Annotated in this window: 26 protein-coding genes and 1 other RNA gene; 12 read left to right on the top strand and 15 right to left on the bottom strand. The window is 75.3% G+C overall.

Going from position 1 to position 26,184, the window contains the following annotated elements; all coding sequences use genetic code 11:
* Positions 1 to 10: 10 nt before the first annotated feature.
* Complete coding sequence (locus CCE01nite_RS12560; protein ID WP_034624682.1) at positions 11 to 538, bottom strand: DUF6328 family protein; 528 nt, start codon at positions 536 to 538, stop codon at positions 11 to 13.
* A gap of 243 nt (positions 539 to 781) precedes the next feature.
* Between CCE01nite_RS12560 and ssrA the strand changes: the two genes are divergently transcribed.
* Positions 782 to 1,149: a transfer-messenger RNA gene (gene ssrA, locus CCE01nite_RS12555) on the top strand.
* 120 nt (positions 1,150 to 1,269) lie between these two features.
* On the opposite strand, the gene ggt is transcribed toward ssrA, so the two are convergent.
* On the bottom strand, positions 1,270 to 3,060 hold the full coding sequence (gene ggt, locus CCE01nite_RS12550) for a gamma-glutamyltransferase (protein ID WP_034624652.1): 1,791 nt from the start codon (positions 3,058 to 3,060) through the stop codon (positions 1,270 to 1,272).
* 108 nt (positions 3,061 to 3,168) lie between these two features.
* Positions 3,169 to 4,617, bottom strand: coding sequence for a DUF2252 domain-containing protein (locus CCE01nite_RS12545; RefSeq protein WP_034624683.1), 1,449 nt, complete (start codon positions 4,615 to 4,617; stop codon positions 3,169 to 3,171).
* Between the two features lie 114 nt (positions 4,618 to 4,731).
* Here CCE01nite_RS12545 and CCE01nite_RS12540 point away from each other — a divergent pair, with 114 nt between their 5' ends.
* The 3 genes from CCE01nite_RS12540 to CCE01nite_RS12530 are packed head-to-tail and all read left to right on the top strand — an operon-like array spanning position 4,732 to position 6,791.
* Complete coding sequence (locus tag CCE01nite_RS12540; RefSeq protein WP_034624653.1) at positions 4,732 to 5,451, top strand: MSMEG_4193 family putative phosphomutase; 720 nt, start codon at positions 4,732 to 4,734, stop codon at positions 5,449 to 5,451.
* Positions 5,452 to 5,460: 9 nt separating this feature from the next.
* A complete protein-coding gene (locus CCE01nite_RS12535) occupies positions 5,461 to 6,021 on the top strand; it encodes a DUF3090 domain-containing protein (protein ID WP_034624654.1) in 561 nt (186 codons plus the stop codon).
* Entirely contained in the window at positions 6,018 to 6,791 is a 774-nt protein-coding gene (locus CCE01nite_RS12530) for an SCO1664 family protein (protein ID WP_034624655.1), read from the top strand. Before CCE01nite_RS12535 ends, CCE01nite_RS12530 begins: the two co-directional genes overlap by 4 nt.
* A gap of 76 nt (positions 6,792 to 6,867) precedes the next feature.
* Here CCE01nite_RS12530 and CCE01nite_RS12525 read toward each other — a convergent pair whose 3' ends face one another.
* The 5 genes from CCE01nite_RS12525 to CCE01nite_RS12505 form a co-directional block, all read right to left on the bottom strand.
* Positions 6,868 to 7,521, bottom strand: coding sequence for a response regulator (locus CCE01nite_RS12525; protein WP_034624656.1), 654 nt, complete (start codon positions 7,519 to 7,521; stop codon positions 6,868 to 6,870).
* The gene (locus CCE01nite_RS12520) at positions 7,518 to 8,681 is read right to left on the bottom strand and encodes a sensor histidine kinase (protein ID WP_084142416.1); all 1,164 of its coding nucleotides are present in this window, start codon (positions 8,679 to 8,681) and stop codon (positions 7,518 to 7,520) included. Before CCE01nite_RS12520 ends, CCE01nite_RS12525 begins: the two co-directional genes overlap by 4 nt.
* Positions 8,682 to 8,686: 5 nt before the next feature.
* Positions 8,687 to 9,517: a CPBP family intramembrane glutamic endopeptidase gene (locus CCE01nite_RS12515; protein WP_034624657.1), complete on the bottom strand. Its 831-nt coding sequence runs from the start codon at positions 9,515 to 9,517 to the stop codon at positions 8,687 to 8,689.
* A gap of 218 nt (positions 9,518 to 9,735) precedes the next feature.
* Positions 9,736 to 11,223, bottom strand: a complete 1,488-nt coding sequence (locus tag CCE01nite_RS12510; RefSeq protein WP_052103357.1) for a multicopper oxidase family protein — start codon at positions 11,221 to 11,223, stop codon at positions 9,736 to 9,738.
* The gene (locus CCE01nite_RS12505; RefSeq protein ID WP_034624658.1) at positions 11,220 to 11,621 is read right to left on the bottom strand and encodes a hypothetical protein; all 402 of its coding nucleotides are present in this window, start codon (positions 11,619 to 11,621) and stop codon (positions 11,220 to 11,222) included. The genes CCE01nite_RS12510 and CCE01nite_RS12505 overlap by 4 nt, the downstream gene beginning before the upstream one ends.
* 155 nt (positions 11,622 to 11,776) lie before the next feature.
* Here CCE01nite_RS12505 and CCE01nite_RS12500 point away from each other — a divergent pair, with 155 nt between their 5' ends.
* The 3 genes from CCE01nite_RS12500 (at position 11,777) to CCE01nite_RS12490 (ending at position 14,379) form a co-directional block, all read left to right on the top strand.
* Positions 11,777 to 13,060, top strand: coding sequence for a sensor histidine kinase (locus CCE01nite_RS12500; protein ID WP_211254498.1), 1,284 nt, complete (start codon positions 11,777 to 11,779; stop codon positions 13,058 to 13,060).
* Positions 13,057 to 13,722 (top strand): response regulator, encoded by a 666-nt coding sequence (locus tag CCE01nite_RS12495; protein ID WP_034624659.1) that lies wholly within the window; start codon positions 13,057 to 13,059, stop codon positions 13,720 to 13,722. The genes CCE01nite_RS12500 and CCE01nite_RS12495 overlap by 4 nt, the downstream gene beginning before the upstream one ends.
* A gap of 72 nt (positions 13,723 to 13,794) precedes the next feature.
* On the top strand, positions 13,795 to 14,379 hold the full coding sequence (locus CCE01nite_RS12490) for a GNAT family N-acetyltransferase (protein WP_034624687.1): 585 nt from the start codon (positions 13,795 to 13,797) through the stop codon (positions 14,377 to 14,379).
* A 45-nt stretch (positions 14,380 to 14,424) separates the two neighbouring features.
* Here the strand turns inward: CCE01nite_RS12490 and CCE01nite_RS12485 are convergent, their stop codons facing one another.
* Positions 14,425 to 15,042: a GyrI-like domain-containing protein gene (locus CCE01nite_RS12485; protein ID WP_034624660.1), complete on the bottom strand. Its 618-nt coding sequence runs from the start codon at positions 15,040 to 15,042 to the stop codon at positions 14,425 to 14,427.
* 1 nt (position 15,043) lies between these two features.
* Positions 15,044 to 15,901 carry a MerR family transcriptional regulator gene (locus CCE01nite_RS12480; RefSeq protein WP_034624661.1) on the bottom strand — a complete coding sequence of 286 codons (858 nt, stop codon included), beginning with the start codon at positions 15,899 to 15,901 and terminating at the stop codon, positions 15,044 to 15,046.
* 264 nt (positions 15,902 to 16,165) lie between these two features.
* Here CCE01nite_RS12480 and CCE01nite_RS12475 point away from each other — a divergent pair, with 264 nt between their 5' ends.
* The gene (locus CCE01nite_RS12475) at positions 16,166 to 16,570 is read left to right on the top strand and encodes a hypothetical protein (RefSeq protein ID WP_034624662.1); all 405 of its coding nucleotides are present in this window, start codon (positions 16,166 to 16,168) and stop codon (positions 16,568 to 16,570) included.
* Positions 16,571 to 16,622: 52 nt separating this feature from the next.
* Here the strand turns inward: CCE01nite_RS12475 and CCE01nite_RS12470 are convergent, their stop codons facing one another.
* The 3 genes from CCE01nite_RS12470 to CCE01nite_RS12460 form a co-directional block, all read right to left on the bottom strand.
* Positions 16,623 to 17,501: an alpha/beta fold hydrolase gene (locus CCE01nite_RS12470; protein ID WP_034624663.1), complete on the bottom strand. Its 879-nt coding sequence runs from the start codon at positions 17,499 to 17,501 to the stop codon at positions 16,623 to 16,625.
* A 107-nt stretch (positions 17,502 to 17,608) separates the two neighbouring features.
* A complete protein-coding gene (locus CCE01nite_RS21820; protein ID WP_034624664.1) occupies positions 17,609 to 18,025 on the bottom strand; it encodes a DUF2510 domain-containing protein in 417 nt (138 codons plus the stop codon).
* Positions 18,026 to 18,029: 4 nt separating this feature from the next.
* A complete protein-coding gene (locus tag CCE01nite_RS12460) occupies positions 18,030 to 18,482 on the bottom strand; it encodes a type II toxin-antitoxin system PemK/MazF family toxin (protein WP_052103358.1) in 453 nt (150 codons plus the stop codon).
* Between the two features lie 194 nt (positions 18,483 to 18,676).
* On the opposite strand from CCE01nite_RS12460, the gene CCE01nite_RS12455 reads away from it, so the two are divergent.
* Positions 18,677 to 19,753, top strand: a complete 1,077-nt coding sequence (locus CCE01nite_RS12455) for a glycosyltransferase (protein WP_052103361.1) — start codon at positions 18,677 to 18,679, stop codon at positions 19,751 to 19,753.
* A 78-nt stretch (positions 19,754 to 19,831) separates the two neighbouring features.
* Here CCE01nite_RS12455 and CCE01nite_RS12450 read toward each other — a convergent pair whose 3' ends face one another.
* Positions 19,832 to 21,226 (bottom strand): prolyl oligopeptidase family serine peptidase, encoded by a 1,395-nt coding sequence (locus tag CCE01nite_RS12450; RefSeq protein ID WP_034624665.1) that lies wholly within the window; start codon positions 21,224 to 21,226, stop codon positions 19,832 to 19,834.
* Between the two features lie 177 nt (positions 21,227 to 21,403).
* Complete coding sequence (locus CCE01nite_RS12445) at positions 21,404 to 21,865, bottom strand: hypothetical protein (protein WP_052103363.1); 462 nt, start codon at positions 21,863 to 21,865, stop codon at positions 21,404 to 21,406.
* Between the two features lie 207 nt (positions 21,866 to 22,072).
* Here CCE01nite_RS12445 and CCE01nite_RS12440 point away from each other — a divergent pair, with 207 nt between their 5' ends.
* The 3 genes from CCE01nite_RS12440 to rlmC all read left to right on the top strand — a co-directional run bounded on the left by CCE01nite_RS12440 (position 22,073) and on the right by rlmC (position 26,183).
* The gene (locus CCE01nite_RS12440; RefSeq protein WP_084142414.1) at positions 22,073 to 24,082 is read left to right on the top strand and encodes a putative bifunctional diguanylate cyclase/phosphodiesterase; all 2,010 of its coding nucleotides are present in this window, start codon (positions 22,073 to 22,075) and stop codon (positions 24,080 to 24,082) included.
* Positions 24,079 to 24,975 carry an ABC transporter substrate-binding protein gene (locus CCE01nite_RS12435; RefSeq protein WP_034624666.1) on the top strand — a complete coding sequence of 299 codons (897 nt, stop codon included), beginning with the start codon at positions 24,079 to 24,081 and terminating at the stop codon, positions 24,973 to 24,975. The genes CCE01nite_RS12440 and CCE01nite_RS12435 overlap by 4 nt, the downstream gene beginning before the upstream one ends.
* 65 nt (positions 24,976 to 25,040) lie before the next feature.
* Complete coding sequence (gene rlmC / locus CCE01nite_RS12430; protein ID WP_034624667.1) at positions 25,041 to 26,183, top strand: 23S rRNA (uracil(747)-C(5))-methyltransferase RlmC; 1,143 nt, start codon at positions 25,041 to 25,043, stop codon at positions 26,181 to 26,183.
* Position 26,184 lies beyond the last annotated feature (1 nt).

Genomic DNA, 26,184 nt, shown 5'->3' with positions numbered 1-26,184 from the left:
GCGGGGCGCGTCAGTCGTCGATGCCCGCACCGCGCTCGTCAGGGTCGTCCGACCCCTGCGCCTTGCGCGCCTCGAGCAGCGGGACGACGAGCCAGATCACGCCGAGGAACACGAGCGTCGCGCCGCCCGCGACGTACCCCGCCGTGCGGTCCACGACGAAGTCGAACAGCAGGAGCGCCGCGCCGGTCAGCACGAGCGCGAGGAACGCCAGCCCGGCGCGGGCGAGCCGGTCGCCCCACTCGACGAGCTCCGGCTTGAGGCCCTTGCGGAACAGGATCCGGTGCAGGCTGACGGGAGCCGTGATGAGTCCGGTCGTGACGAGCGCGAGCGCCACGAGCACGAGGTAGACCGCGCGCTGGAACTCGTCGAGGTCCCCGAACCGCTGCTGGAACGGCACGGTGAGCAGGAAGCCCGTGAGGATCTGCACGCCCGTCTGCGTCACCCGCAGCTCCTGGAGCAGCTCGTTCCAGTTGCGGTCCATCCGCTCGGTGCGGGTCTCGCGACGGTCGTTGTGCAGCTCGAGCTCGTGCTGGGTCACCAGGTCCACCTCGTCGGGGTCGGGTCCGGAATGTCTGTGCGTATGGTGCCGCCTGCGGGCCGACCGCGCGCGGCGGGACCCGGCGGAGGGTCACATGGTGGACGCTCGTCCGACTGGCGACTCCGCTCGCGTCGTCGACGCAGGTCAACGGGAATGAACGGGACGGGTCCGCGTGTTGTGACGTACGATGAGCGACGCACGCCGGCCCCTCCGGGGGAGGGCGGGCAGTTGATAACTCAACACGGGGGTGATCGGTTTCGACGGTGATCGTCGAGCCAGGAGAAGCGGGCCGAGGACGCACGGTTATCTCGTAAACGATCCGTGCAAACCCATAGGTGCCAATACATCGCGCACCGACTTCGAACTCGCCGCCTGAGCTAGTTACGAAGTCCGTCAGCCCGAGAGTGCTCTCGACTCGGTAGCTGGCGTCATCTAGAGAGCCACTGCTCCCAGCATTCGTCGTCGGTGCTGGGGGGACTCTTAGACGACTGAGCCCGCTCGCGACATGCTTGCTAGATCGCGAGGGCTGAGAAAAAGCGCAGCAAGCTGCGCCCGGAGAAGTCCTGGTTTTTCGTCATCGGACGCGGGTTCGATTCCCGCCACCTCCACTGCTGCGAGCGCCGCAAGGCTGCCCCGGCACTCGAAGGCCGTCATCCCTCTCGCCGGGGGTGGCGGCCCTTCCTGTGCCCGGGGACCGTGCGCCGCGACGTCCGGGACGGGCGCTCGGTGTGTCAGCCCCTGTGCACGACCGCCGCGCTGCCCCCGCCCCGACGAGCAGGCTCGGCCACCGCGAGCAGTGCACCGCCGGGGAGGAACTCGATCGCGGTGGCCGCACCGATCTCCGGGTTGTCGGTGAACACGTGACCGAGGGCCTGGAGCGCCGTCCGGTCGAAGCCGGGCTCGGCCTGGACCGCGGCGGTGTTGCGCTGGGTTGCGCGCGGCGCTGCGACGGCGGCCGGCAGGTCCATCCCGAGCTCCAGGCGGTTCACGAGGATCTGCAGCACCGTCGTGATGATCGTCGACCCGCCGGGGGAGCCGAGCGCCAGGAACGGGCTGCCGTCAGCCAGGACGATGGTCGGTGCCATCGAGCTGCGCGGCCGCTTGCCGGGGCCGGGCAGGTTCGGGTCGTCGCCGCCCTGCGTGTCGGTGAAGGTGAAGTCGGTCAGCTCGTTGTTGAGCAGGAACCCGCGGCCCGGCACCACGATCCCGTTGCCGCCGAGCGACTCGATGGTCAGGGTGTACGCCACCACGTTGCCCCAGCGGTCCGCCGTGGTCAGGTGCGTCGTGGACTCACCGTCCGACACCTCCGTCCCGACCGACGCCGGCTCGCAGGAGGCGTAGTCGCCGTCCGGCACGCCGGGCGACACCGGCTTGACCAGGGCGGAGGCCGGGTCGATCAGGCACGCGCGCTCGGCCGCGAACCCGTCCGAGAGCAGCTGCTCCAGGGGTACGTCGACGAACGCCGGGTCGCCGACGTACCGGTTGCGGTCGGCGAACGCCAGCGCGCTCGCCTCGAGGTAGCCGTGCAGGGTCTGGGTCGTGTCGAACGGTCCGCCGGGACGCGACTCGAGGATGTTCAGGGCCTCGCCGACGGTCGAGCCGCCGGATGACGGTGGCGCCATGCCGTACACGTCGAGCCCGCGGTAGGACACGAGCGTGGGTGCACGCAGGGGTGCCTCGTAGGACGCGAGGTCACCCGGCTCGAGGAGCCCCGGGCGGACGACGAGCGGGCTGTGCCGGCGGACCGGCGGCCTCTGGACCGTGCGGACGATCTCCCGGGCGAGCCTGCCGGTGTAGAACGCGTCGACCCCGCGATGGGCGAGCACGTCGTAGGTGTGGGCGAGGTCGTGATTGCGGAAGACCGAGCCGACCGCGGGGGGTGCGCCGCGCCGCAGGAAGAGGTCCGCCGACGACCGGAAGGCGGAGAACCGCGCGACGTTCGCCGCGGTCTGGTCCGCGAACGTCTGGTCCACGACGAATCCCCGGCGCGCCACCTCGGTGGCCCCGCTCAGGGCCTGCCGCAGGTCCAGGGAACCCCACTGGTCGAGAGCCGTCGCCCAGGTCTGGGGAGTGCCGGGCACTCCGACGGACAGGCCGGACGTCACCGCGTCGGCGAACGGGATCGGCACGCCGTCCTCGACGAACGCGTCGCTCTGCATCGCCACCGGCGCGGTCTCACGCCCGTCGATGGTGTGGACCTGACCGGTCGCCGCGTCGTAGTACACGAAGAAGCCGCCACCCCCGATGCCCGCCGAGAACGGCTCGGTCACGCCGAGCGTCGCCGCGGCCGCGACGGCGGCGTCCACCGCGTTCCCGCCCCGGCGCAGCACGTCGAGGCCCACCCGGGTCGCGTCCGCGTCGACCGTGGTCACCGCCCCGCCGTACCCGGTGGCGACCGGCGCCTTGTCGTCGTGCCCCGGGTATGGCGGGTGCGCCGAGGCGGGCGCGACGCCCACCCCCAGTGCGAGGACGACGGTGGCGACGAGCGCCGCACGCGAGCCGATCTGCCGGGACGGTCGCATCAGGTCTCCTCGGGCGAGAGGCTGGTAGGTCCGTCCTACCACTCGCTGGCGGAGCCGTCGAGGAGCTGCCCGCGCGGACCGGGCCCGTACCGGCTCAGACGCGCGTGGTCACGGCCGGAACGCGCTGCCCACCTGCTCGGCGGCGCCCTCGGCGGCCGGGAGCACGCCCTGCCGGACGGCGCGGACCAGCGCGGCGTGGTCGGCCTCCGTCTGGTCGGCGTAGGCCCGGGCGAAGCGGGCCATCGACCGGTCGAGACGGTCCGACCGGCCGGCGTACCCGGCGATCATCGACGCGCCGCTCGTGCGCGCGTGCCCCTTGGCCAGCAGGCGCCCGACGATGCCGGCGTAGTCGGCCAGCGCCGCCGCGTCGATCGCGTCGATCGGGACGTTGCCCTTCATGTTCCGGAACTGCCGCACGTAGTACTGCCGGTCGTCCACCGTGGTCCACCCCAGCAGCGGGTCGCTGACCGTCTGCAGCGCCTGCTGGTACTCCACGACCCGCTGGCCCTGGTGCGCGTGCCACGCCGAGTCGCCGTGCACGAACGGCGCGAGCACCGACCGGCGCGCCTGCTTGAGCTGCAGGAACAGCACGTCGTCGGGGTCGCTGCCCTCGAGCAGCGCCACGTAGGCCCGCAGGCCGACGCTGCCGACGCCGACGACCTTGTGGGCGAGGTCGACGAGCGTGTAGCCGCCGAGGACGCGGCGCCAGTGCGGCGCAAGGGTCTCGAGGTAGTCGTCGAGCGCGGCCGCGAGGCGCTCGCTGTCGGGCTCCGGCACGCGCGTGACCAGGGGCGGCTTGTCGACGATCTGCCGCCGGCCCTCGTGCTCGTGGGTGAGCCGGGGGAGCGCGCGGTCGCTCGTCCGGTTCCGTGCCCGACCGGCGGCCCGCACGATCTCGGCCCGCAGCGACGTGTCGGTCGCGCTCTCGCGCAGCCGCTCGACGTCGAGCCGGTTGTACGAGCGCATGAGCAGCGGCTGCCCGGCGAGCAGGGTGACCTCCGACCGGTAGGCCGCGACGCACGACATGACGGCGTCGGCGCACCGGTCCTCGCTCGCCGCGTTCTCGCGGCCGGCCACCCAGATGCTCGCGACGAGCCGGCGCAGGTCCCACTCCCAGGCGCCGGGGTGGGCCTCGTCGAAGTCGTTGAGGTCGATGACGAGCTCGCCCTCGGGCGAGGCGTAGAAGCCGAAGTTCCCGAGGTGCGCGTCGCCGCAGATCACGGGGGTGATCCCGGTGGCGGGCAGGCGCGCGACGTCCTCGGCCATGACGACCGCGGCGCCGCGCAGGAACCCGTACGGCGACGCCATCATGCGGGCGACCCGGATCGGCACGAGCTCCTCGAGCCGGCCCTCGTGCGAGCGCCGGATCAGCTCGACGGGGTCGGGGCGGTCGTCGGGCGCGCTCCAGTGCGCGAGCGCCCGACGGGGGACCTCCTGGCGCAGGCCCTTGCCGAGCGCGAACCGCTCCTGCCGCGACGTCGGTCGCTTGCGCAGCGAGCTGAACGCCTCGCTCTCCGCCGTGGCGAGCACGGTGTGCCGTCCGGAGCTCGTCGTCACGCCGGCCACCTCCGCTCGCACGCCCCGGTCTCGTTGTACCAGACGGCGCGCCGCCGCGACGGGCTGCCCGGCTCAGGCCGACGTGGGCCGCCCGCCTGTGCCTAGGCTGCACGGATGGCCACCGTCATCCTCGTCCGGCACGGTCGCACCACGGCGAACGTCGACGGCGTCCTCGCGGGGCGCCTGCCCGGCGTGATGCTCGACGACGTCGGTCGCGAGCAGGCGGAGCGCACCGGGGAGCGGCTCGGCGTCGTCCCGCTCGTCGGGCTCGTGTCGAGCCCCCTCGAGCGCTGCCAGGACACGGCCCGGGCGGTCCTCGAGCGGCAGGCGGGCGCGCTCGAGGTGCGGCTCGACGAGGCCCTCACCGAGTGCGGCTACGGCGAGTGGCAGGGGCGGTCGCTCGGCGAGCTCGCGAAGGAGCCGCTGTGGTCGGTCGTGCAGACGCAGCCGGCGGCCGTCACCTTCCCCGGCGGCGAGTCGCTCGCGGCGATGCAGGCGCGGGCCGTCGCGGCGGTCCGGCGGCACGACGCGGCGTTCGAGGCCGAGCACGGCCCCGGCGCGGTGTGGGCGGCCGTGAGCCACGGCGACGTCCTCAAGGCCGTCCTGGCCGACGCCCTCGGGATGCACCTCGACCTGTTCCAGCGGCTCAACGTCGGCCCGGCGTCTGTCTCGATCGTCCGGTACGGCAGGACCCGGCCGGACGTCGTCGCGACGAACACCGACTTCGGCAACCTCGCGTGGCTCCGGTCGAGCGGTCCGGTGGCCGACGCGGCGGTCGGCGGCGGCGCGGGGCCGGGCGGCGTCGCCCGGCAGGATCGGGCGTCCGGCTCGTAGACTGGGGGCATGCGGACCCTCGTCCACGAGTTCGACTGGCCGGATCGCGTCGTCGTGGGCACCGTCGGGCGCCCGGGCGAACGGACCTTCTACCTGCAGGCACGCGACGGCGCGCGGTCGACGAGCGTCGCCCTGGAGAAGGAGCAGTCCGCGGTCCTCGCGGACACGATCGACGAGATGCTGAACCGGCTCATGGCCGAGGACGGCAACCGCGTGAGCATCCCGCCCGAGGCCCCCGCGGAGCTCGTCGACAACGAGCCGCTGGACCAGCCGGTCGAGGAGCAGTTCCGCGCCGGTGCCCTGCGCCTGGGGTGGGACCCGCGGACGGCGCAGGTCGTCATCGAGGCCTACCCCGTCGAGGTCGTGCAGGACGAGGACGCCGTCGACGAGCCCGAGGCCGAGGCCGACGAGCCGAGCGAGATGCTGATCGTGCGGATCCCGGTCGGCACCGCGCGCGCGTTCGTCCAGCGCACGCGCCGGGTCGTGCGCGCCGGGAGGCCGATCTGCCCGCTCTGCGGCGAGCCGGTCGACCCCGACGGCCACGTCTGCCGGCTGACCGACGGCGAGTGACGGCTCCGGACGTCGACCTCGACGGCGGCACGCTCGAGCTCGTCGGTCGGATCACCGCGGCGTCGAACGCGACCTTCGTCGGCAAGGTCGGTGACGTCGCGGTCGTCTACAAGCCCGTCGCCGGTGAGCGCCCGCTGTGGGACTTCCCCGACGGGACCCTCGCGCACCGCGAGGTCGCCGCGTACCTCGTCTCGGAGGCGACCGGGTGGGACGTCGTCCCGCGGACCTGGCTCCGGGACGGGCCGCTCGGGCCCGGGATGGTGCAGCTGTGGCAGGAGCCGGACGCCGAGCAGGACCCGGTCGACGTCGTGCCGGTCGCGGAGGTGCCGGCGCAGGGGTGGCGCACCGTGCTCGAGGGGCGGGACGAGACCGGGCGGACGGTTGCCGTGATCCACGAGGACTCCGCGGCGCTGCGGCGCATGGCCGTGTTCGACGTCCTCGTGAACAACGCCGACCGCAAGGGCGGGCACGTCCTGCCGATGGTCGGCGGGCACCGGTACGGGGTCGACCACGGGGTCACGTTCCACGAGGAGCACAAGCTCCGGACCGTGCTGTGGGGCTGGGTGGGGGAGCCGCTGTCGGCGGACGAGGTGGCGGGCGTCGAGCGCGTGCGCGCGGGGCTCGACGCGGAGCTGGGCGGTCGGCTTTCCGCGCTGGTGACCGAGGACGAGGTCGCCGCCCTCGTCGAGCGCTGCGACCGACTGATCCGAGCCGGACGGTTCCCCGCGCCGGGTGGCGACATGCCGGCCGTGCCGTGGCCGTTGTTCTGACGGGCGCCTGCCGCGACTGTCGGGCTGACCCGGCAGCCGAGCGTCACCGACCGTCCCTGCCGCGGCCCGGGCGTCCTCAGCTCACCAGTCCCCGCCGGTAGGCGTAGACCACCGCCTGGACCCGGTCGCGCAGGTCCAGCTTGGTGAGGATGCGCGAGACGTACGTCTTGACGGTCTCCGGACTGAGCACCAGGGCCGCGGCGATCTCGCCGTTGGACAGGCCGTCGGCCAGGAGACGCAGCACCTCGAGCTCGCGCGGCGTGAGTGCGCTGTCCGTGGGCTGCGGCGGCCGGATGCGTCCGGCGTACCGGCCGACGAGCCGGCGCGTGACCTCAGGTGCGAGCAGCGCGGCCCCGGAGGCGACGGTCCGGATGCCGTGCAGCAGCTGCGCGGGCGGGGCGTCCTTGAGCAGGAAGCCGCTGGCCCCGGCGCGGAGTGCCTCGTACACGTACTCGTCCAGGTTGAACGTGGTGACCACGAGCACCTTGACGGGCTGCGGCACACCGGCGCCGGCGAGCAGCCGGGTCGCCTCGATGCCGTCGAGCACGGGCATCCGCACGTCCATCACCACGACGTCGGGCTGCAACCGCCCGGCGAGGTCGACCGCGGCGCGCCCGTCGGCGCACTCACCGACGACCTCCATGTCCGGCTGCGCGCCGATGATCGTCGCGAAGCCGGTGCGGACCAGCGCCTGGTCGTCGCACACGAGGACCCGGATCGGGGCGGTCACGACGGCGTCCCGGCCGGGATGCGGGCGCGGACGACGAAGGCGCCGCCGGGCTGCCCGCCCGCGCTGAGCTCCCCGCCGAGCACGTCGACCCGCCGGCGCAGGCCCGCGAGACCACGTCCGCCGCCCGGGGCAGCGGGGGACCGGTCGCCGGCGCCGTCGGTGCGGACCTCCACGGTGATCGCCTCGTCGCTGTGCTGGACGTGGACGGTGGTGGGGCGGCCGTGCGCGTGCTTGAGCGCATTCGTCAGAGCCTCCTGGACCACGCGGTACGCCGTCGCCTCGGCGCTGCCCGCGCTCGCGGGCGGGTCGCCCTCCTCGGCGAGCTCGACCGGCTGACCGGCCCGGCGGGTCTGCTCGACGAGACCGGCGATGTCGCCGACGGCCGGCGCCCGCGAGTCCGCGTCACGCACCGCGTCGTGGCCCGGGTCGAGCACGTCGAGCAGGTGGCGCAGGTCGGTGATGGCCCGGCGGCCGGTGTCGGTGACGGCGGTCAGCGTCTCGTCGAGCGCAGCCGGATCCGCCGTCCGGTACCGCGCGGCCTCCGCCTGGACGACCATCGCGGTCACGTGGTGGGTCACGACGTCGTGCAGCTCGTGGGCGATGCGGGTCCGCTCGGCGGCACGCGCGCTCTCGGCGGCGTGCGCCCGGTGCTCCGCCTCGGCGGTGCGGGACTGCCGCACCCACACGCCGACGCACCAGGCCGCCGCGAGGACCAGGTAGAACGTGAGGTACCCGCTCACCTGCTCCCGGGCGCCGCTCCGGTCGAGCGCGACGGCGAGCGGGACGTACGCGGCGGAGGCCAGGAGAGCGGTCGTCCGCCGGAACCGGTCGAGGTGGGCCGCCGTGCTGACCAACGCGATCGGCAGGGCGATGCTCGCCACCGAGTGGTAGCCGCGGACCTGGTCGACGGCGAACCCGAGGGACACGAGCGCGAGGCAGACGGCCGGCAGGCGCCTGCGGACCCCGAGCGGCGCCGACTGCAGGGCGACGGCGGCGACGGCCAGCGCGTCCACCGGCCGGTGCGGCACGTCCCCGAGCTGCGTGCCCTGGTTCTGCAGCGACGGGACCAGCGGTGCGACGGCGACGAGGGCGGCGAGCGGCAGGTCGCGGACCGTGACGGCGAGGCCCCGCCACCTCGTCGCCACCCGCTCCCGGTCCATCACCGTCACACGCTAGTCGTGACGGGCGTGCGGTCCGCGCGTCGCCTGGCGGGGACGATCCGCCCGCGCCGGCGCGCCAGCCGCAGGAACACGACCGTGAGCGCCGCGCCCGCGAGCACCGCGAACAGGCTGCCCTCCGGGCCGAACGCGCCCCCGGACAGCAGGACGGGTCCGGACATGACCCCCTCGAGCAGGCCCTGCGGGGCGTCGCTGCCCGAGACCTCCGTACCGAAGATCCCCGCAGCGGCGAAGTTCCAGCCGGCGTGCAGCCCGATCGGCAGCCAGAGGGTGCGCGTGGCGGCGTACGCGGCACCGAGCATCCCGCCGGCCTCGATCGCGATCGCCACGGCGCCCCAGACCGTCGCGTCCGGGTTCGCCAGGTGCATCGCCCCGAACAGCACCGCGGTCAGCGCCAGGGCGCCCCACGTGCCCGCGCGCTCCTCGACGACCCGGAACAGGACGCCGCGGAACGCGAGTTCCTCCGTCACGGCCGTCGCGGCGGTGAACCCGATCAGGCCGAGCGCGACGGTCGCGGAGCCCCAGCCCTCGACCCGGTAGCCGCCGGTGAGCGCGATGCACGCGATCACGACGCCGAACATCAGCACCCCCAGCAGCACGCCCCGTCCGGTCGCCGAGCCGGCGCCCGCTCTGCCGACCTCGGTCGGTGCGCGGCGCTCGGTCCGCCGGACCACCCACGCGTACCCGGCCAGCGCCAGGCCGGCCGTCAGGGCGCCGAGCAGGAGGGTCAGGAGCCAGCTCCCCTCGACCGCAGCGATGGCCTGGCTGCCGACCAGGGTGATGACGAACACGGTTCCGAGCTGCTTCAGCAGGCGCACGACCGGCCTCTCTCCACGGGCCGCGGCGGGGTGCCGGGGCTGTGCCTCGAAAGTAGGGAGGCGGTGGGGGCGGGCGGGTCACCGTGGGGTGGGCAGTGGGGGTAGCTCTCGCGGGGGACACGGGAGGGGTCCGCGCCCCACGTGCGTGCCGCTGCGGTGCGGCAGCTGCGCGAGGTCCCCCGGCGGCGCGGGCAGGACGGCCGGGCCCTCGGCGGGCCTCAGTGGTCGGCGTGCGCGGACTTCTCCCGCGTCGAGGACCTGACCTCGGCTCCGGGCTCCACGACCACGAACTGCGCCATCAGCCCCTCGTCCTCGTGCAGCAGCAGGTGGCAGTGGACCATGTACGGCACGGCCGGGTCGGTGTAGTCCTCGAACCGCATGATCAGCCGGTACGTGCGCCGCGGCTCGAGGTACACCGTGTCCTTGGGACCGCCCAGCGCGGCCGGGGGCGCGCCGCCGTCGATGTCGAGCACCCGGAGCTGCACGTCATGGACGTGGAGGTTGTGCGGGACGGCGTCGTCGTTGCGGACCTCCCAGATCTCGGTGGCGCCGACCTCGACGGTCTCGTCGATGCGGGACATGTCCATGCGCCGGCCGTTGATCTCGCGCCCGGCGACCGAGAACGTCCGGGTCACGTCGGCGTCGGCCTCGCGCAGCGGTTCGAGCGTCGTCAGCACGTCCGCGACCTCGGGCGACGCCGCCAACGCGTCTGCGGCTCGCAGCTCCAGCACGTCGAACTCGTCGTTGGCGCCCATCGCGAACCCGGCGGCGACCCGCCCGAGGTCCGGCCGGAACGACCGCAGCCGCACGGTCTCGCCCGGCGTCATCGTCACGACGATCTCGGCGCGCTCGCCGGGGGAGAGGCGGACCCGCGTCGCCTCGACCGGTGAGGGCAGGAGCCCACCGTCGGACGCGACCTGGAGGAACGTCCGGTCGTCCGTGAACCCGAACGCGTACGTGCGTCCCGTCGAGCCGTTGAGCAGCCGCAGGCGCACCCGCTCGGTCGTGACCGTCAGGTGACCGCCGTGCACGCCGTTGGCGGTGACGAGCGAGCCGAGCACGCCGACCTCGCCGCCGTCGAGGTCGAGCGTCCCGTCGTCGTCCAGGTTCCGGTCCTGGACGACGACCGGCACGTCGTCGACCCCGTACGCGTGCGGGAGGCCGACGTCCGGCGCGGCAGGGTCGTCGAGCAGGAAGAACCCGGCGAGGCCGCGGTAGACGTGCTCCTCGGTCCGGCCGTGCGGGTGCGGGTGGTACCAGAGCGTCGCGGCGGGCTGGTCGACGCGCCACGTCGGGCGCCAGACCTCGCCGGGGTCGACCGGCTGGTGCGGGCCGCCGTCCATCGCCGCGGGCAGGTGCATGCCGTGCCAGTGGACGCTCGTCGGCTCGGGGAGCTCGTTGCGGACCTCGACCGCGACCTGCTCGCCGCGCGACGCGCGGAGGGTGGGGCCGAGCAGGTCGCCGTCGAAGCCCCAGGTGGGAGTCTCGATGCCGTCGAGGAACCGGGTCGTCCCCTCCTGCGCCGTCAGTCGGAACGTGCGGGTGCCGTCCGCCGCGACCTCGGACGGCGCGAGCGGCGGGACAGGGACGGGGGTGTCGAAGTCGTCGGGCGCGGTGACCGACGAGACCGAGACCGGGACACCGCAGCCGGCGACCAGGGCGACTGCGACCGCGACGGTCACGGCCGCGGCGGCCGTCCGCCTCACGACCGCCGCCCCCGCCCGCGCTGGATCGCCTGGCCGAGCAGCCCCGCGCCGGCGCCGAGCATCGCGACCCACGCGAGCTCCCACAGGGCGCCGAGCACGATCACCGGCCCGGTCACGCCGGCCCCGCGGCCGCCGACGACGACCGACAGCGTGACGATCGCCGCGCCGTACAGGACGCCGGCGAGCGTCGCCGTCGCGACGGGACGCGGCACGTCGCGCAGCCCGAGCACGCCGACCCACACCGCGGCGGTCAGGGCGAAGACCGTCAGCGCGAAGACGGGACCGTCCTGACCGGCGATCCCGAGGAGCGGCCAGAGCAGCACCGTGGCGGCGAGGCCGAGGACGACGCGCCACCGGACCGGGCGCGGGGAGGTGGTGGGGGGAGTCGTGGTGTCCATGCGTTCGACGCTAGGAACGGGGGGCCGCGCGGGAATCCGTCGGGTGTCGTCGGTGCACCCCGGTCTCTGTCGTGGCCGGCTGTCGTCAGGAGGCGACACCGGCAGTCGCCCGCTCGGGGATGTCCCCGGGGGCGGCGGCTTCCTACGCTCGGGGTATGGCCGTCCCACCTGCGTCGCCGTCGGACACCGGCGCCGGACCGGCGCGCCCCGGCCCTCGGGGCACCGGCGGCTCGGCGGGCGCGGCCGACCGGGCGTCGGCGCCTGCGGCCGACCGCGCCACGGCGCCCACCCGCCTCGGCTCGGAGCGCGCGGCCGACCTCGGGCTCGCCGCCGTGACGGTCCTCGTCGTCGCGCTCACGGTCGGCGCCGGGCTCGGGTCCGAGCGCGACCCGTCGGTGGTCGCGTACGTGTTCGCGGTGGGGTTCGGCGCGGTGCTGCTCGTGCGGCGCCGCCGGCCCGTCACGGTCCTGCTCGTCACGGTGCTCGGGATCTTCGCGTACTACGCGCTCGGCTTCCCGGCGATCGGGCAGGCGCTGCCGGCGGCGGCCGCGCTCTACTCCGCGGCCGAGCTCGACCGCACGCGCGCGGCCCTGACCATCGGTGGGGTGCTCGTCGGCGTCGCGGCGTACTTCCGGATCACCGAGGGCCTGCCCGCGACCTACCTGCTGAGCTACGAGCTGCTGACGAACGTCACGCTCGTCGTCGCCGCGGTCGCGCTCGGGGTCAGCGTCCGGGTGCGGCGCCGGTCCCGCCTCGACCAGGAGCGGCTGCGGCTCGCGTCCCTCGCGGAGCAGGAGCTCGAGGCCGACCAGCGGCTGCAGGCCCAGCGGGTGCGCATCGCGCGCGACCTGCACGACTCCGTCGGGCACACCGTCTCCGTCATCGCCGTGCACGCGAACGTCGCGGCGGAGGCGGTCGGGTGCGACGACGCGCTCGTCGCCGCGTCGCTCGAGCAGGTCCGCGCCGCCACGTCCTCGACGCTGCGGGAGCTGCGCTCGACCGTGCGGCTCCTGCGCACGCCGACGGACGACCCGGCGCACGGGACCGTCGGGCTCGCGGGGCTCGCCGCGCTCGCGGGGTCGACGCGCTCGGCGGGGCTCGACGTCCGGGTCGACCTCGACGTGCTGGACGACGCGGTCGACGGCGCGATCGGCGCGGGCGCCTACCGGATCGTGCAGGAGGCGCTGACGAACGCCCTGCGGCACGCCGGCGCGCAGCGCGTCGAGGTCCACGCTGCGCTCGCGGACGGCTGGCTCGACGTCGTGGTGCGGGACGACGGCGTCGGGGCGACGCGCACGCCGGCCGCGGCGGGCGCCGGGCAGGGGCTGCGCGGGATGGCCGAGCGTGCCGCGCTCCTGGGCGGGACGGTGACGTCCGGCGCGGCCGACGGCGGAGGCTTCCTCGTGCACGCGCGGCTGCCGGCGAGGCTGACCGCATGATCCGGGTCGTGCTGGTCGACGACCAGGAGCTCCTGCGCGCCGGGCTGCGCACGCTCGTCGAGCGCGACGGCGACATCACGGTCGTCGCCGACGCCGGGACCGGCCGCCAGGGGGTCGCCCGCGCGCGCGAGCTGCGGCCCGACGTCGTGCTCATGGACGTCCGGATGCCCGACCTCGACGGGATCGGGGCGACGCGCGCGATCGTCGCCGACCCCGCGCTCGCCGGTGTCGCGGTGCTCGTGCTCACGACGTTCGACGAGGACGAGCACGTCTTCGAGGCGATCCGCGCGGGCGCCGCGGGGTTCCTGCTCAAGGACGTCGCGCCCGACGAGCTCCGGCAGGCGGTCCGGGCGGTCGCGGCGGGCGACGCGCTGCTCGACCCCGCAGTGACCCGGCGCGTGATGCAGGCGGCGGCGGTGGCGCCGCGGGCGGACGACGGTGCGCGGCTCGCGGGGCTCACCGAGCGCGAGCGCGAGGTGCTGCGGGAGGTCGGGCGCGGTCGCTCCAACTCGGAGATCGCGGCGACGCTCCACCTGAGCCCCGCGACCGCCCGCACCTACGTGAGCCGCCTGCTCACCAAGCTCGACGCCCGCGACCGGTCGCAGCTCGTGGTGCTCGCGTACGAGACCGGGCTGGTGTCGCCGGGCGCACCCTCCGCCTGATCGGGCGGCGGAGCGGGCTCCCGGCCGTCCCGCGGACGGCCTACCGTCGGTCGGGTGGGCGACGCGGGGACGATGGTGGACGGCTACCGGATCGAGCCGTTGGGCGCGGACACCTGGGAGGCGTTCGCCGGTCTCGCGGAGCGCCACAACGGCGTCTGGGGCGGGTGCTGGTGCACCTACTTCCACCTGTACCCCGACCCGCCGGAGCGCCGGGAGCTCGGGAACCGCGACTTCAAACGGCAGCTGGTCCTGACCGGCAGGAGCCACGCCGCTCTGGTCCTGGAGGGTGACCGTGCGCTCGCCTGGGCGCAGTTCGGGCCCGTCGCCGAGCTGCCGAACATCCAGCACCGCAAGGAGTGGGAGAAGGGCCTGGTGCGGGCGCCCGACTTCCGGATCACGTGCCTGTTCGTGGACCGCGACCACCGGCGCCGGGGGGTCGCCGCCGTCGCGGTGCGCGGCGCCCTGGCCCTCATCGCCCGCGCCGGGGGCGGGCTCGTCGAGGCGTACCCGCACGACCTGCCGCCGGGCAAGAAGGTGTCCTCCTCGTTCCTCTACAACGCCACGCGGACGATGTATGAGGAGCTCGGCTTCGCCTACCAGCGCCCCAAGGGCAAGGGGAACTGCGTCATGACGACGGAGGTCGCGGCGGCGGGGTGATCGCGGCCCCCGTGGCCCGGCGACGCGCGTCCCCAGCGGGGGCGCTCAGCGCCCGACGGGCTGCCGCACGATCGTCCGCATCCGCTCGGGGGCGACGCGGCGCGGGTCCGCGAGGTACACCTCGTGGTGCCTGCCCCGGAGCGCCAGCCCGGCGTCGGCGGCGAACGCGTGCAGACGCTCGATCGTGGGTCCCTCCGCGGAGTAGGGCCCGTGGTGCATCACCTGGACGACCTCGCCCTCGTCGAGCACCTCGAGCCGCAGGCGCTCCGCGGCGGGTGCCTTGCCCTTGCGCGTCGCGGTGCCGAGCGCGTCGGCGACCAGCTCGGCGGTCACGCCGTCGTGCTGCGCGATGAGCATCGTCCAGAGCCAGTCGTCGCGGCGCCCGCTCGTGAACGTCGTCAGGTCGTCGGCCCACCACAGCCCCTCGAGCGGCATGACCGTCCACGGTGTGCCGCCCGACGCCTTGACCAGCGCACGGACGCCGTAGCTCACCGCGTACAGCGTCTGCACGGCCTCGGCGTACGCGGGGGCGACCGACGGGTCGCCGGCCCCGTCGACCATGAGGTAGCGGATCGGCGGGACGACGACGAGCTCGGGCTCGTCGGGCGCGCGCCACACGCCCGGGTGGGTGCGGCGGAGGTCGGGGTCGGTCGTCGTGGTCATCTCAGGACTCCTGGTCGGCGGGGGGACGGGCGGGGGTGACGGGCACGCAGACCTCGGTGATCCAGTGCGCGGGCTCGGGGTCCTGCGCGGGCGCGACGACGTAGACGTCGAGCAGCGGGCCGTCGAACGCGAGCCCTTGCTCGGCGACCCACGCGCCGACCGCGCCGACGGTCGCCCCGATCGCGTCGTACGGGCCGCGCAGCACGCCCACGGCGACGTCCTGGCCGGGCCGCTCGACGCACCGGACCTCGTCCGTCGAGGCGAACGGCGACGCGACCTCGCACAGCACCTCGACGTCCACGTCATGCTCACGGAACTCGGGGTCGTGGAGGACCGCCGCCGTCCAGCCCGGCGCGGCCGGCCGGCCGCCGGCAGCCGCGAGCGCCGGGTACAGGCGCTGCCACAGCACGCCCTCGTCGGCGTACGTGGGGATCGTGGCGCGCAGCGACGCGACGGTCCTGGCCGGGAGCCGGCGCACCGTCACGGGGACGGCCGCGGCCGGGACGTCGAGGGTCGCGAGCAGCCGGTCGACGTCGCCGACCCGGGCCAGCGCCGCGGCGGCCTCCCGCACGAGCCGGCCCCGCTGCGCCTCGAGCACCGCGCGGACCGCGGCCGGGTCGTCGACGAGGCCGGCGCACGCCGTGAGCTCGGCGACGCCCATCCCGAGGTCGCGCAGGGTCCGGACCCAGTCCGCGGTGCGCAGCGCGCGCGCCGAGTACGTGCGGTAGCCCGACGCCGGGTCGACCCGCGCGGGGGACAGCACGCCGTGCGCGTCGTAGTAGCGCAGCATGCGGACGCTGAGGCGCGAGAGCCGGGAGAACTCCCCGATGCTCAGCAGGTGGTCGTCGGGCATGCCCATGAGTCCACACCCTGACACCGTGCGAGGGTCAACGGCGGACGGCCGGGCGTGCGAGATGCCGGTCGGCGCTGCGCGCGGAGAATGGGAGACGACCGCCCGCACGCCGCGGGGTCGACGGAGGTGAGCCGCGTGGGCACGAGCCGGAGAGCGGGCGCGGGCCGCGGCCGGGCGGCGGACGCGGGCCGTGGTGCGGATCGCAGCCGGGCGGCGGGTGCGGTCCGCGACCGGGCGGCGGCCGCAGGCCGGGATGAGCACCGCGGCAGGGTGGCGGGTGCGGGCACGGACGTCGACCGCAGCCGCAACGCCGCCGCGTGGCTCCGGGCGGCGGCCGCCGTCGCGACCCTCGTCACGGGAGCCGTCGTCGCAGCGGTCTCGTGGGCCGACTCCGGGCCGTTCACGTTCGTGCTCGTCGGGGTCCCGGCGCTCGCGGTCGCGCCCGTGCTGCTCCTGCGGGCGCGACCCGGCGCGGCCGGGATCGCGGCGTGGGTCGCCGCGGTCGTCGTCCTCGGCTGGTCGGTGCTGACCGGGCTCGGGACCGGGGCGTACTTCGCGGCGCCCGGCGTCGTGCTGCTCGTCGCCGCCATCGCGACGCTGCCGGGTGGCGCCCCGGCACCGACCTCGACGCCGGCGTCGGGCCGCCCGGGCGGGGGCGACCGGCGCTCACCCTGACGCCCCGCCGCATCGCCCTCGCGTCGGGCCCCGGCCGCACCACCCCGCGGCGTCAGCCGGCCGCCAGCACCTCGCGCAGCCGCGCCGCGAAAGCCTCGGGCTGACCCGGCATCCCGTACTCGTCGCCGAGGAACCCGCCGTGGTTGCTCGGGAACACCGCGAGCTCCTCGCCGAGCTTCTCGGCGAGCGCGGCCGTGGTGCGCCACGTCATCGTGTCCTTGCTCTCGATGCCCGCGGCGAGCACGAGCGGCACCGACGCCGAGCGGAGCGCCTCGACGTCCGGGCGGTAGGCGACGACCGGGTCGGACGCGCCGGACAGCAGCGGGTCGGTGCGGGCGCCGTCGTCCTCGCCCGGCATGCCGAACATCGCCGGGTCGGGCGCCTCCGCGAGGACGTCGTCCGTGAACTCGCCCTGCCAGGACGTCATGGCGATGAACGACGCCATGCCCCAGCCCCAGCCCTTCGCGTCGAACGTGTCGCGGACGCGGCGCCACACGGCCTCCGCCTGCGCGGCGTCGGGCAGGACGGTGATCGCGGGGGGCTCGTGCGCGACGACGCGCACGACGTCCCCGGGGTGCGCCGTCAGGAGCGCGAGGGCCGTGATCGCGCCGCCGCTGCTGCCGAACAGCTCGACCGGCCCGACGCCGAGCGCGGCGACCAGCAGGTGCAGGTCCTCGGCCTGCTGCTCGGGCCGGTGCTCGGTGCTGCCGTCGTGGCGCACGCTGCGGCCGAGGCCCCGCGGGTCGTAGGTGACGACCGTGCGGTCGGTGAAGTAGGAGGCGAGCGTGGCGAAGCCGCCCGCGTCCATCGGCTGCCCGATCAGCAGCAGCGGCGGGGTGCCGTCGCCCGTCGGGAGGGGACCGCGGACGTCGTAGGTGAGCGTCGCGCCCGGGACCTCGAGGGTGTGGGTCGCGAGGGTCGTCGTGGTCATCGCCGTGCTCCTGTCGTTCGGTCCGGGGTGAGGGCGCTGCTCCGCGTCCGCCGGCAGTTCCGACTCCGTCGGGGGCGTGAACTCATCGGTCACCGGGCGCGCGTAGCTCAGAAGAGCAGGCCCTTCAGCGCCACGGTCCCGCCGGCCCCGAGGACGGCGAGCACGAGTCCGACGACCGCCTGCGTCCGCCCCACCGGCGCGTACCCCGCGGTCGTGAGCTGGCCGGCCCGGACCAGCCCCTGCGCGCACACGACGATCGCGGCGATCGAGGTGACGAGGAACGGGTTGACGAGCAGCGAGACCACGCCGAGCACCAGCCCCGCGGTCGCCCGCGTGTTCTTCAGCACGACGGGAGCCAGCGGTCGCGCGAGCCCCTCGAGCGGCCGGGTCTGCGCGCCCCACGCCGTCCCGTCCCACCAGCGCTCGACGCCCGGGGTCGCACCGTCGGGGTACCACCCCGGCGTGGCCGCACCGCGCGGGGCGGCGGGCTGGGGGAGGGTCGGGTCCGGTGCGTCGTGGCTCATGGCCTCATCCTCGGGCACGCGGTGCGTCGGCGGCCGCCACGGCGTCCCGGTACCAGGTGACGAACGCCTCCCCGGGCTCACCGGCGCGGCGACGCAGCGCCGAGCGGCGCAGCGCGAGCGGACGCAGCCCGATCCAGCTCGCCCGCGCGAGTCCCGGGGTGCCCGGGGGCACGCGCACGTGGTCCGCACGGGCGCTCTTGTCCTGCGACGTGATGCGCGTGACGCCGCACGTGCGCACGCCCACCGACAGCACGAGCACGGGCCGGTCCTTGGCGCCGGAGCCGTCCTCGAACGGCACCTGCGCGAACCACACCTCACCGGGTCGCGCCGCCGGCCCGCGGGGCCGGCGGAGCAGCCGGAGCACCGCGACGAGCGCGGCGACGGCGGCCGCCACGAGCCACGGGCGCTCCTGCAGCACCGCCGTGAGCACGGCGACGGACGACTCGGGCTCGGGCACCCGAGCAGCCTAGGTGGGTGAGCGTGGCGTCCGGCCGGCACCCGTCCGGCGTCACCCGTCCGTGCGGCCGGGCCGGGACCTTCGGACGGTGACCGGGCTGAGCGCCGTGCGTCGGGCCCGCGCGGGGGCGGGTGTTCACGAAACCGGCACGCGAACGTCCCCGCGGAGCGGCGTGCACGTCCTAGGGTGCGTGCGTGACCCTGGGCGAACCCGCGCTGCTGCGCATCAACCACGTGTCCGAGAGCGTCTCCACGGTGCAGGGCCACGGTGTGCACACCGCGTTCTGCGACCTCGCCGCGGCGCACGCGTCCCTCGGCTTCGACGTCGGGATCAACGAGGACTGGCGGGACGGCGTGCTGCACGTGCACACGCTCGGTCCCGCGAGCCTGCGCCGGCTGCGCCGCCACCGCGGGCTGCGCGTCGTGTCCGCGCACGTGACCCCGGGCTCGCTCGAGGGCAGCCTCGTCGGCGTGCGGCTGTACGGGTCGGCGTTCACGGCGTACCTGCGGACGTTCTACAACCAGGCGCACCTCGTCCTCGCGGTGAGCGCGGCCGCCGCCGCGGAGCTGCGCGAGATCGGGGTGCGGACGGCGATCGAGGTCGTGCCCAACGCGGTCCTGGCCGAGCCGTTCCAGGGCTCGCCGGCGCACCGCGTGAGCGCCCGCGCGGCGCTGGCCCTCGACGCGGACGACTTCGTGGTGCTCGGCGTCGGCCAGCTGCAGCCGCGCAAGGGCGTGCAGGAGTTCGCCGACTGCGCCCGCGCGCTGCCCGACGCCCGGTTCGTCTGGGTCGGCGGGACGCTGTTCGGTGCCGCGTCGGCCGGTCGCGGCGAGATGAGCCGGGTCGTCGCCGACGCACCGTCGAACCTGCGGTTCACCGGCCAGCTCGCCCGGCCCGAGGTGGCGCGCTACTGCCGTGCGGCCGACGTCTTCCTGTTCCCGTCGCGGCACGAGACGTTCGGGATGGCGCCGGTCGAGGCCGGCTTCGCGGGCCTCCCGCTCGTGCTGAGCGACCTCCCGGTGTTCGCCGAGGTGTTCGGCGCGCGGCCCGACGCGTACCTGCAGGCCGCGGACGTCGACGGGTACGTGGCGCACCTGCGGGCGTTGCGCGCGGACCCGGAGCTGCGCGCACGCGCGGGCGCCCGGGCCGCCGGGGCGGTCGCGCGCTACGAGGGGAGCCGCGTCGCGGAGCAGATCGCGGACCTGTACCGCATCTGGTCCGGTCTCGGTGTCCTCGGCACCGGCACGGCGCCGACCGCGCAGGTCGGGTAGCGGGGCACCGCAGGCTCGCCGAGGGGTGCCCGCGCGGGCCCCCGACCCGCCGTGCGCGCCGGCCGGGGTCCGCCCGCGTCACTCCCCGCGCACGTGGCTGTACAGCCAGTCGACCATCACGTCGTTCGAGTACGTCGGCACCCACGCGAAGTGCGGGTTGACCGGCGTCGTCCCGGCGGTCCAGGCGGTGAACAGCGTGTGGCTGCCCTCGGCCTCCGCGCGAGCCCACTGCGCCCGGGCGTTGGCCTCGTTCTCCTCGTCTGGAAGGTTCGCGGCCCACTCGTCACGGGTCACCGGCGTACCGGTCGCCTCGATGGCCGCCATGAGGTTCCAGTCGGAGTCCGCGCGGTCGAACAGCACCGTGGCGTCGTCGACCGAGTGCGTCGCCCAGATCGGGATGTCCTTGAGGACCGGCGCCGACGCCAGGTCGGCGTAGCCGGTGACCGGCAGGGCCGCGGCGAACAGGTCGGGCCGCTTCGGCAGGATGTCGAACGTCCCCATCGAGCCCATCGAGAGCCCGGTCAGGTACACGCGGTCCGGGTCGACGGGGTACGTCGCGATCGTCCGGTCCACGAGCTCCAGCAGGGCCGACTGCACGCCCGGCACCTCCCAGACCGACTGGCCCGGCTCGACCGGCTGGACCGACGGCGGCGGCGCCTGCGGCACGAGCACGAAGCTCGGGTCGGACGCCTGCCGGGACGGCTTCGCGAACGCGACGCCGAGCTCGTTCGCCAGGAGCTGCGTGGTCCCGTCCGTGCCGCGCTCGCCCGAGCCGTGCAGCGCGACGACGAGCGGGTACAGCGTCGCGTCCGGGCCCTCGCCGCGCCGGTGCCCGTAGTGCGGGCCCGCGGACCGGTCGCGTGCGGGGGAGTACAGGCCGTAGCGCAGCAGCACGCCCGACGACCCGGTCGAGGCGCGCACGGCGAAGTCGTCGACCACAGGGATGACGACGTCGTCGTTCGCGAGGGCGTCGCCCGTCTCGCGCAGGAGCACCCGGCCGCGGCGGTCGACGACGTCGTCGAGCACCTCGACGAGGTAGGCGCCCTCGAGCGCGTACCGGTGGTTGAGCGTGCCGTCGTACCAGAGCACCCCGGCGTTCGGGTCGTCCGCGGCGAGCTCGACGACCACGACGCGGCCGCGGGCTCGCGGTTCCCCGGGCTCGGCGGAGTCGCTGAGGTACACGTCGGTCACGGTGCGCGGCGCGGTGACGTCGTCGAGCGTCGCCCCCACCGCGAACGCGGCCTCGTCGAGGTCGGTGTACGGGGCGCTCACGACGCGGTCGAGCTCGAGCGCGACCGCGGTGACCGCGGCGCCGAGCGGGCCGACCTCGGCGACGACGTCGACGCCGACCACGGAGGCCGCGCCGCGCCCGTGCTGCGGTGCCTGCGCCGCGGTGGCGGGTGCCTGCACGAGCACCGCCGCGAGGAGGACGGCCGCCGCGGCCGCCGGGACGAGGTGTGCACGGACCGTCATCGGAGCCCCCCGAGGTGGTGGCGCGGTCGCCGTTGACCGCGCGCCCGCCCATTCAAGGGTCGGGCTGGACGGGGGTCAACGGACGAAACGGACGCCCCGGTGCACGAACGGGCCGAGACGCGCGCCTCGCCCGGCCCCACGAGGGGACCGGGCGAGGCGTGCCGGCGCGGCCGGGAGTCAGCGCGTGGTGTCGGTGCGGTGCTCCTCGTGGACGACGTCCGGGTCGACGCGGTGCGAGCCCGTGCCGGTGCCGGTGCTCGTGTCCGGGCGACGGCCGTCGGTCGGGACGTCCGGGTCGATCCGGTCGGCGCGGCCGAGCTGGTCGTCGAGCTTGGCGCGGGCGCCCTCGGCGTGCTCGGTGCGGCGGCGCGCCTCGGCCTGGAGCTCCGCGGCGTCCGCGGCGCGCTGGTCGGCCTCCGCCTGTGCGAGCCGGGCCTCGGCGTCGACGCGGGCCGCCTGGGCCTCGCGGCGCTGGACCTCGATGCGGTCCGCCTCGGCCTTCTCGCGGATGTCCCGCGCCTTCGCGCGCTGTGCCTCGGCCGCTCGCTCACCACGCTTGCGCGAGAGCGCGAGCAGCACCACGACGACCACCACCAGCACGACGACGCCGATGATGATCCCGACGGTCTGGCCGTCCATGATTCCTCCTGGGGGTCCGAGCGGGTGACCCCGCTACCCGACCGCCAACCGGCACCGGCCGCAACCGGAGGCGGTGGGACCGTCGCGGCGACGACCCCTTCGGGTGAACGTGCACGCACGCGTGCGGCCGGGTGATTCTGGTCCGGCGTCCAGGTTGCACCCGCCCGCGTCGCTCACTGCGGCGCCCCCTGTGCCGAATCGCACACCATGAGCGGGCCTGGGTCGTCGGGGCGGACGCTCGGCTCCCGACTGTTCGCCACGTACGCCGCTGCGAGCCTGGTGCCGATCGTCGGCATCAGCGCGCTCCTGATCGGCGGCGCCCGGTCCGACGCCCTGAACACCGGCCTGCTCCAGGCCAAGGCCCAGGCTGCCGTCATCCAGCAGATGGCCATCGGCCCGGCACTGCGGGACGCGCACCTCGACGGCACCGTCCGGGACGAGGCGCTCACGGAGGACGCCGTCCGCCGCCTCGGCGAGTCGACCCAGCTCGCCGTCTTCAACGCCTCGGTCGTGCACCTGCGGGTGCGCGACGAGTCGGGCCGCGTCCTGTTCACCGACGACGGCTCGGACCGGAGCCCGCAGCCCGCCGGCTCGGCCGACTTCCGTGCCGCGGTCGCCGGGACACCCGTCGCGAGCCTCGTCGAGGACGGCGTCGACGGGACGGTCGTGCGCGTGACCCAGCCCATCATCGTCAGCACCGCGGGGCGCGCGAGCGGCGTGCTCGAGGTCGAGCTGCCCTACGAGCCGATCCAGCAGAACCTCGACGCGAGCCTGCGCAGCACCTACGGGCGCCTCGCCGGTGGCCTCCTCGTGCTCTACGTCGTGCTGGCCTCGATCTCGTGGTCGACGACGCGGCGCCTGCGCCAGCACGCCGCCGAGCGCGAGCACGAAGCGACGCACGACCAGCTCACCGGGCTGCCCAACCGCGCGCTGCTGCGCGAGCGCGTCCGCCGGATGACCGACCGCGGCGCCGAGCCCCACGGCGCGCTCGCGCTCGTCGACCTCGACCGGTTCAAGGACGTCAACGACACGCTCGGCCACCACGCGGGCGACGTGCTGCTCGAGGTCGTCGCCCGCCGGCTGCAGGGCGCGCTGCGTCCCGACGACACCGTCGCGCGGATCGGCGGCGACGAGTTCGCGCTCGTCCTGCCCGGGGTCACGACCGCCGACGAGGCGCAGGCGCTCCTCGCGCGCGTCGTCGACGAGCTCGGCGCCGACATCGACCTGGACGGCACCCCGATCCGCATCGACGCCAGCATCGGCGTCGCGCTGAGCCCGCAGCACGGCGCGTCGTTCGCCGAGCTGCTGCGGCACGCCGACGCCGCGATGTACCGGGGCAAGCGAGGCACGTCGAGCGTCGTGATCTACGAGCCCGGGGCCGCGGAGGCGCCGACGGGTCACGGGCTGCTCATGCGCGAGCTCGCCGCGGCGCTCGACCGCGACGAGCTCGTGCTGCACTACCAGCCGCAGGTCGACCTGGTGACCGGTCGGGCGGTCGGCCTGGAGGCGCTCGTGCGCTGGCAGCACCCGACGCGCGGGCTGCTCCCGCCGGTCGAGTTCCTGCCGACGCTCGAGCAGTCGCACCTCATCGACCCGTTCACGGCGTGGGTCCTGGGGCGCGCGCTCGCGGACCGGGCCCGGTGGGCGGAGCTCGGCCGGGACCTGTTCGTCGCGGTCAACGTCTCGCCGCGCAACCTCACCACCACCGGGCTCGTCGGGACGGTCGCCGCGCTCCTCGAGCGCACCGGCACCCCGGCGGACCGGCTCACGGTCGAGGTCACCGAGAGCGCGTTCGGCACCGAGACCGAGCAGGCCGGCGACGTCCTGCGTGCGCTCGACGACCTCGGGGTGCGCGTCTCGCTCGACGACTTCGGCACCGGGTACACGAGCCTGCGCCAGCTCCGGAGCCTGCCGTTCGCCGAGGTCAAGATCGACCGGGCGTTCGTCGCGGGCGTCGCGTCGCCGGACCCCGACGCCGACCGTGCGGTCGTCGCGTCCGTCGTCGGGCTCGCGCACGGGCTCGGCTGCGTCGTCGTCGCCGAGGGCGTCGAGGACGACGCCGCGGCCGCGTGGCTCCGCGCCGCGGGCTGCGACGTCGCGCAGGGGTACCACTACGCGCGTCCCGGCCCGTGGCGCGACGTGCTCGGTCTGCACACCAACAGCACCCACAGCACCCACAGGACCGACAGCACCGAGAGCCAGGTGGTAGCGCCATGAGCACCCACGTCCTCCGCCGGACCACCGCCGTGGCCGCCGCGGCCCTCGTCGCGCTCGCGCTCGCCGCGTGCGCACCCGAGGCCGAGCCGGAGCCCGAGGCGCGGCAGGCCGCGTTCTCCCAGGAGCTCCACGACCGGCTCCCGGCCGAGGTCCGCGACGACGGCACCCTCACCGTCCTGACGTCGGCCGGCTACGCGCCCGTCATGTTCTACGCCGCCGACGGGCGCACGCTCGAGGGCTCCGAGGCGGACCTCGCGGCGGCGCTCGGGCGCGTGCTCGGCGTCGAGGTCGAGTTCGAGCCGGCCGAGTTCCCGACGATCCTCGACCGCCTCGCCGCGGGTGAGGCCGACCTGGGCATGTCGGGGATCACCGACACCGTCGAGCGGCAGGCGAAGGTGGACTTCGTCGACTACTTCCGCGCCGGGACGGCCATCCTCGTGCAGCACGGCAACGCGCACGGCATCACCGGGCTCGACGACCTGTGCGGGCGGCCCGTGTCGGTCGGCGCCGGGACGACGCAGGAGCTGCTCGCCGGTCGCCTCCAGGAGACGTGCGGCGCCGAGCCGCTCGCCGTCACGCAGTCGCTCACCGCGGCCGACGCGATGCTCGAGCTGCGCGCGGGCACGGTGCAGGCGACGCTCGTCGACTACCCGCCGGCGGCGCACCTCGCGAGCGACCCGCGCAGCCGCAGCGCGTTCGAGCTCGTGAGCGACGAGCAGCACGAGCCCGCGCCGTTCGGCATCGCGGTGTCGCGCACGAACCAGGGCCTGGCGCCCGTGCTGCAGGACGCCATGAGCGAGGTGCTCGCCTCGGGCGAGTACGAGGACGTGCTGGCCCGGTGGAACCTGCAGGGCGGCGCCGTCGACGAGATCACGCTCAACGCGGGGACGTAGCCGCGTGCGCCTCGGCCGGGCAGGGCCGGGCGGCGCCGGTGACCGGGCCCCGTAGAGTCGGGGCCGTGCACTGCTCGTACTTCGTCGCGGAGCGTTGCCGGTCGTGCACGCTCCTCGACCAGACGTACCCCGAGCAGCTCGCCGCCAAGCAGGCGCACGCGCAGGCCGTGCTCGGTCCGCGCCCGGACCTCGACTGGCTGCCGCCCGTCGCGAGCGTCGAGGCCGGGTTCCGGAACAAGGCCAAGATGGTCGCGGGCGGCACCGTCGACGCCCCGACGCTCGGGATCCTCGACCCCGAGGGCGCCGGCGTCGACCTGCGGGACTGCCCGCTCTACCCGCCCGCGCTGCACGCGAGCCTCCCGGTGCTCGCGGACTTCGTGACCCTGGCCCGGCTCACGCCGTACGACGTCGCGTGGCGCACCGGCGAGCTCAAGTACGTGCTCGTGACGCAGTCGCCCGACGACGAGCTCCTGATCCGGTTCGTGCTGCGCTCGCAGGAGTCGGTGGCTCGCATCCGCAAGCACCTGCCGGCGCTGCTCGCCGCGCTGCCGCACGCCGTCGTCGTCTCGGTCAACCTGCACCCCGAGCACAAGGCGACCGTCGAGGGCGAGCGCGAGATCCTGCTGACCGACGCCGAGACGCTGCGCATGCGCGTCAACGGGCTCGACCTGCACCTGCGCCCGCAGAGCTTCTTCCAGACCAACACCGAGGTCGCCGCGGCGCTCTACCGGCAGGCGCGCGACTGGGTCGACGAGCGCTCGCCCGGGGACGTCTGGGACCTGTACTGCGGCGTCGGCGGCTTCGCGCTGCACGTCGCCGCCCCGGGCCGCACCGTCACCGGGATCGAGACGAGCGTCGAGGCGGTCGCGAGCGCCCGGGTCAGCGCGCGCGAGGCCGGGCTCGACGGCACGCGGTTCCTCGCCGGGGACGCGACGGCGTTCGCGCTCGGGTCGGGCGGGTCCGAGGGGCGGGACGGCGCGCCGGACGTCGTGATCGTCAACCCGCCGCGGCGCGGCGTCGGGCCCGACCTCGCCCGCTGGCTCGAGCGCTCGCCCGTGCGCAGCGTCGTCTACTCGAGCTGCCACGCGGGGTCGCTCGCGCGCGACCTCGCCGAGATGCCGTCGCTGGTCCCCGTGCGCGGGCGCGTGCTCGACATGTTCCCGCAGACGATGCACTACGAGGTCGTCACGCTGCTCGAACGCCGATAGG

Origin of the sequence: Cellulomonas cellasea (genome assembly GCF_006538745.1) — a bacterium.
Lineage (GTDB): Bacteria > Actinomycetota > Actinomycetes > Actinomycetales > Cellulomonadaceae > Cellulomonas_A > Cellulomonas_A cellasea.
The sequence above is the reverse complement of the archived record's forward strand: the minus strand, read 5'-3'. Positions and strand labels throughout refer to the sequence as shown.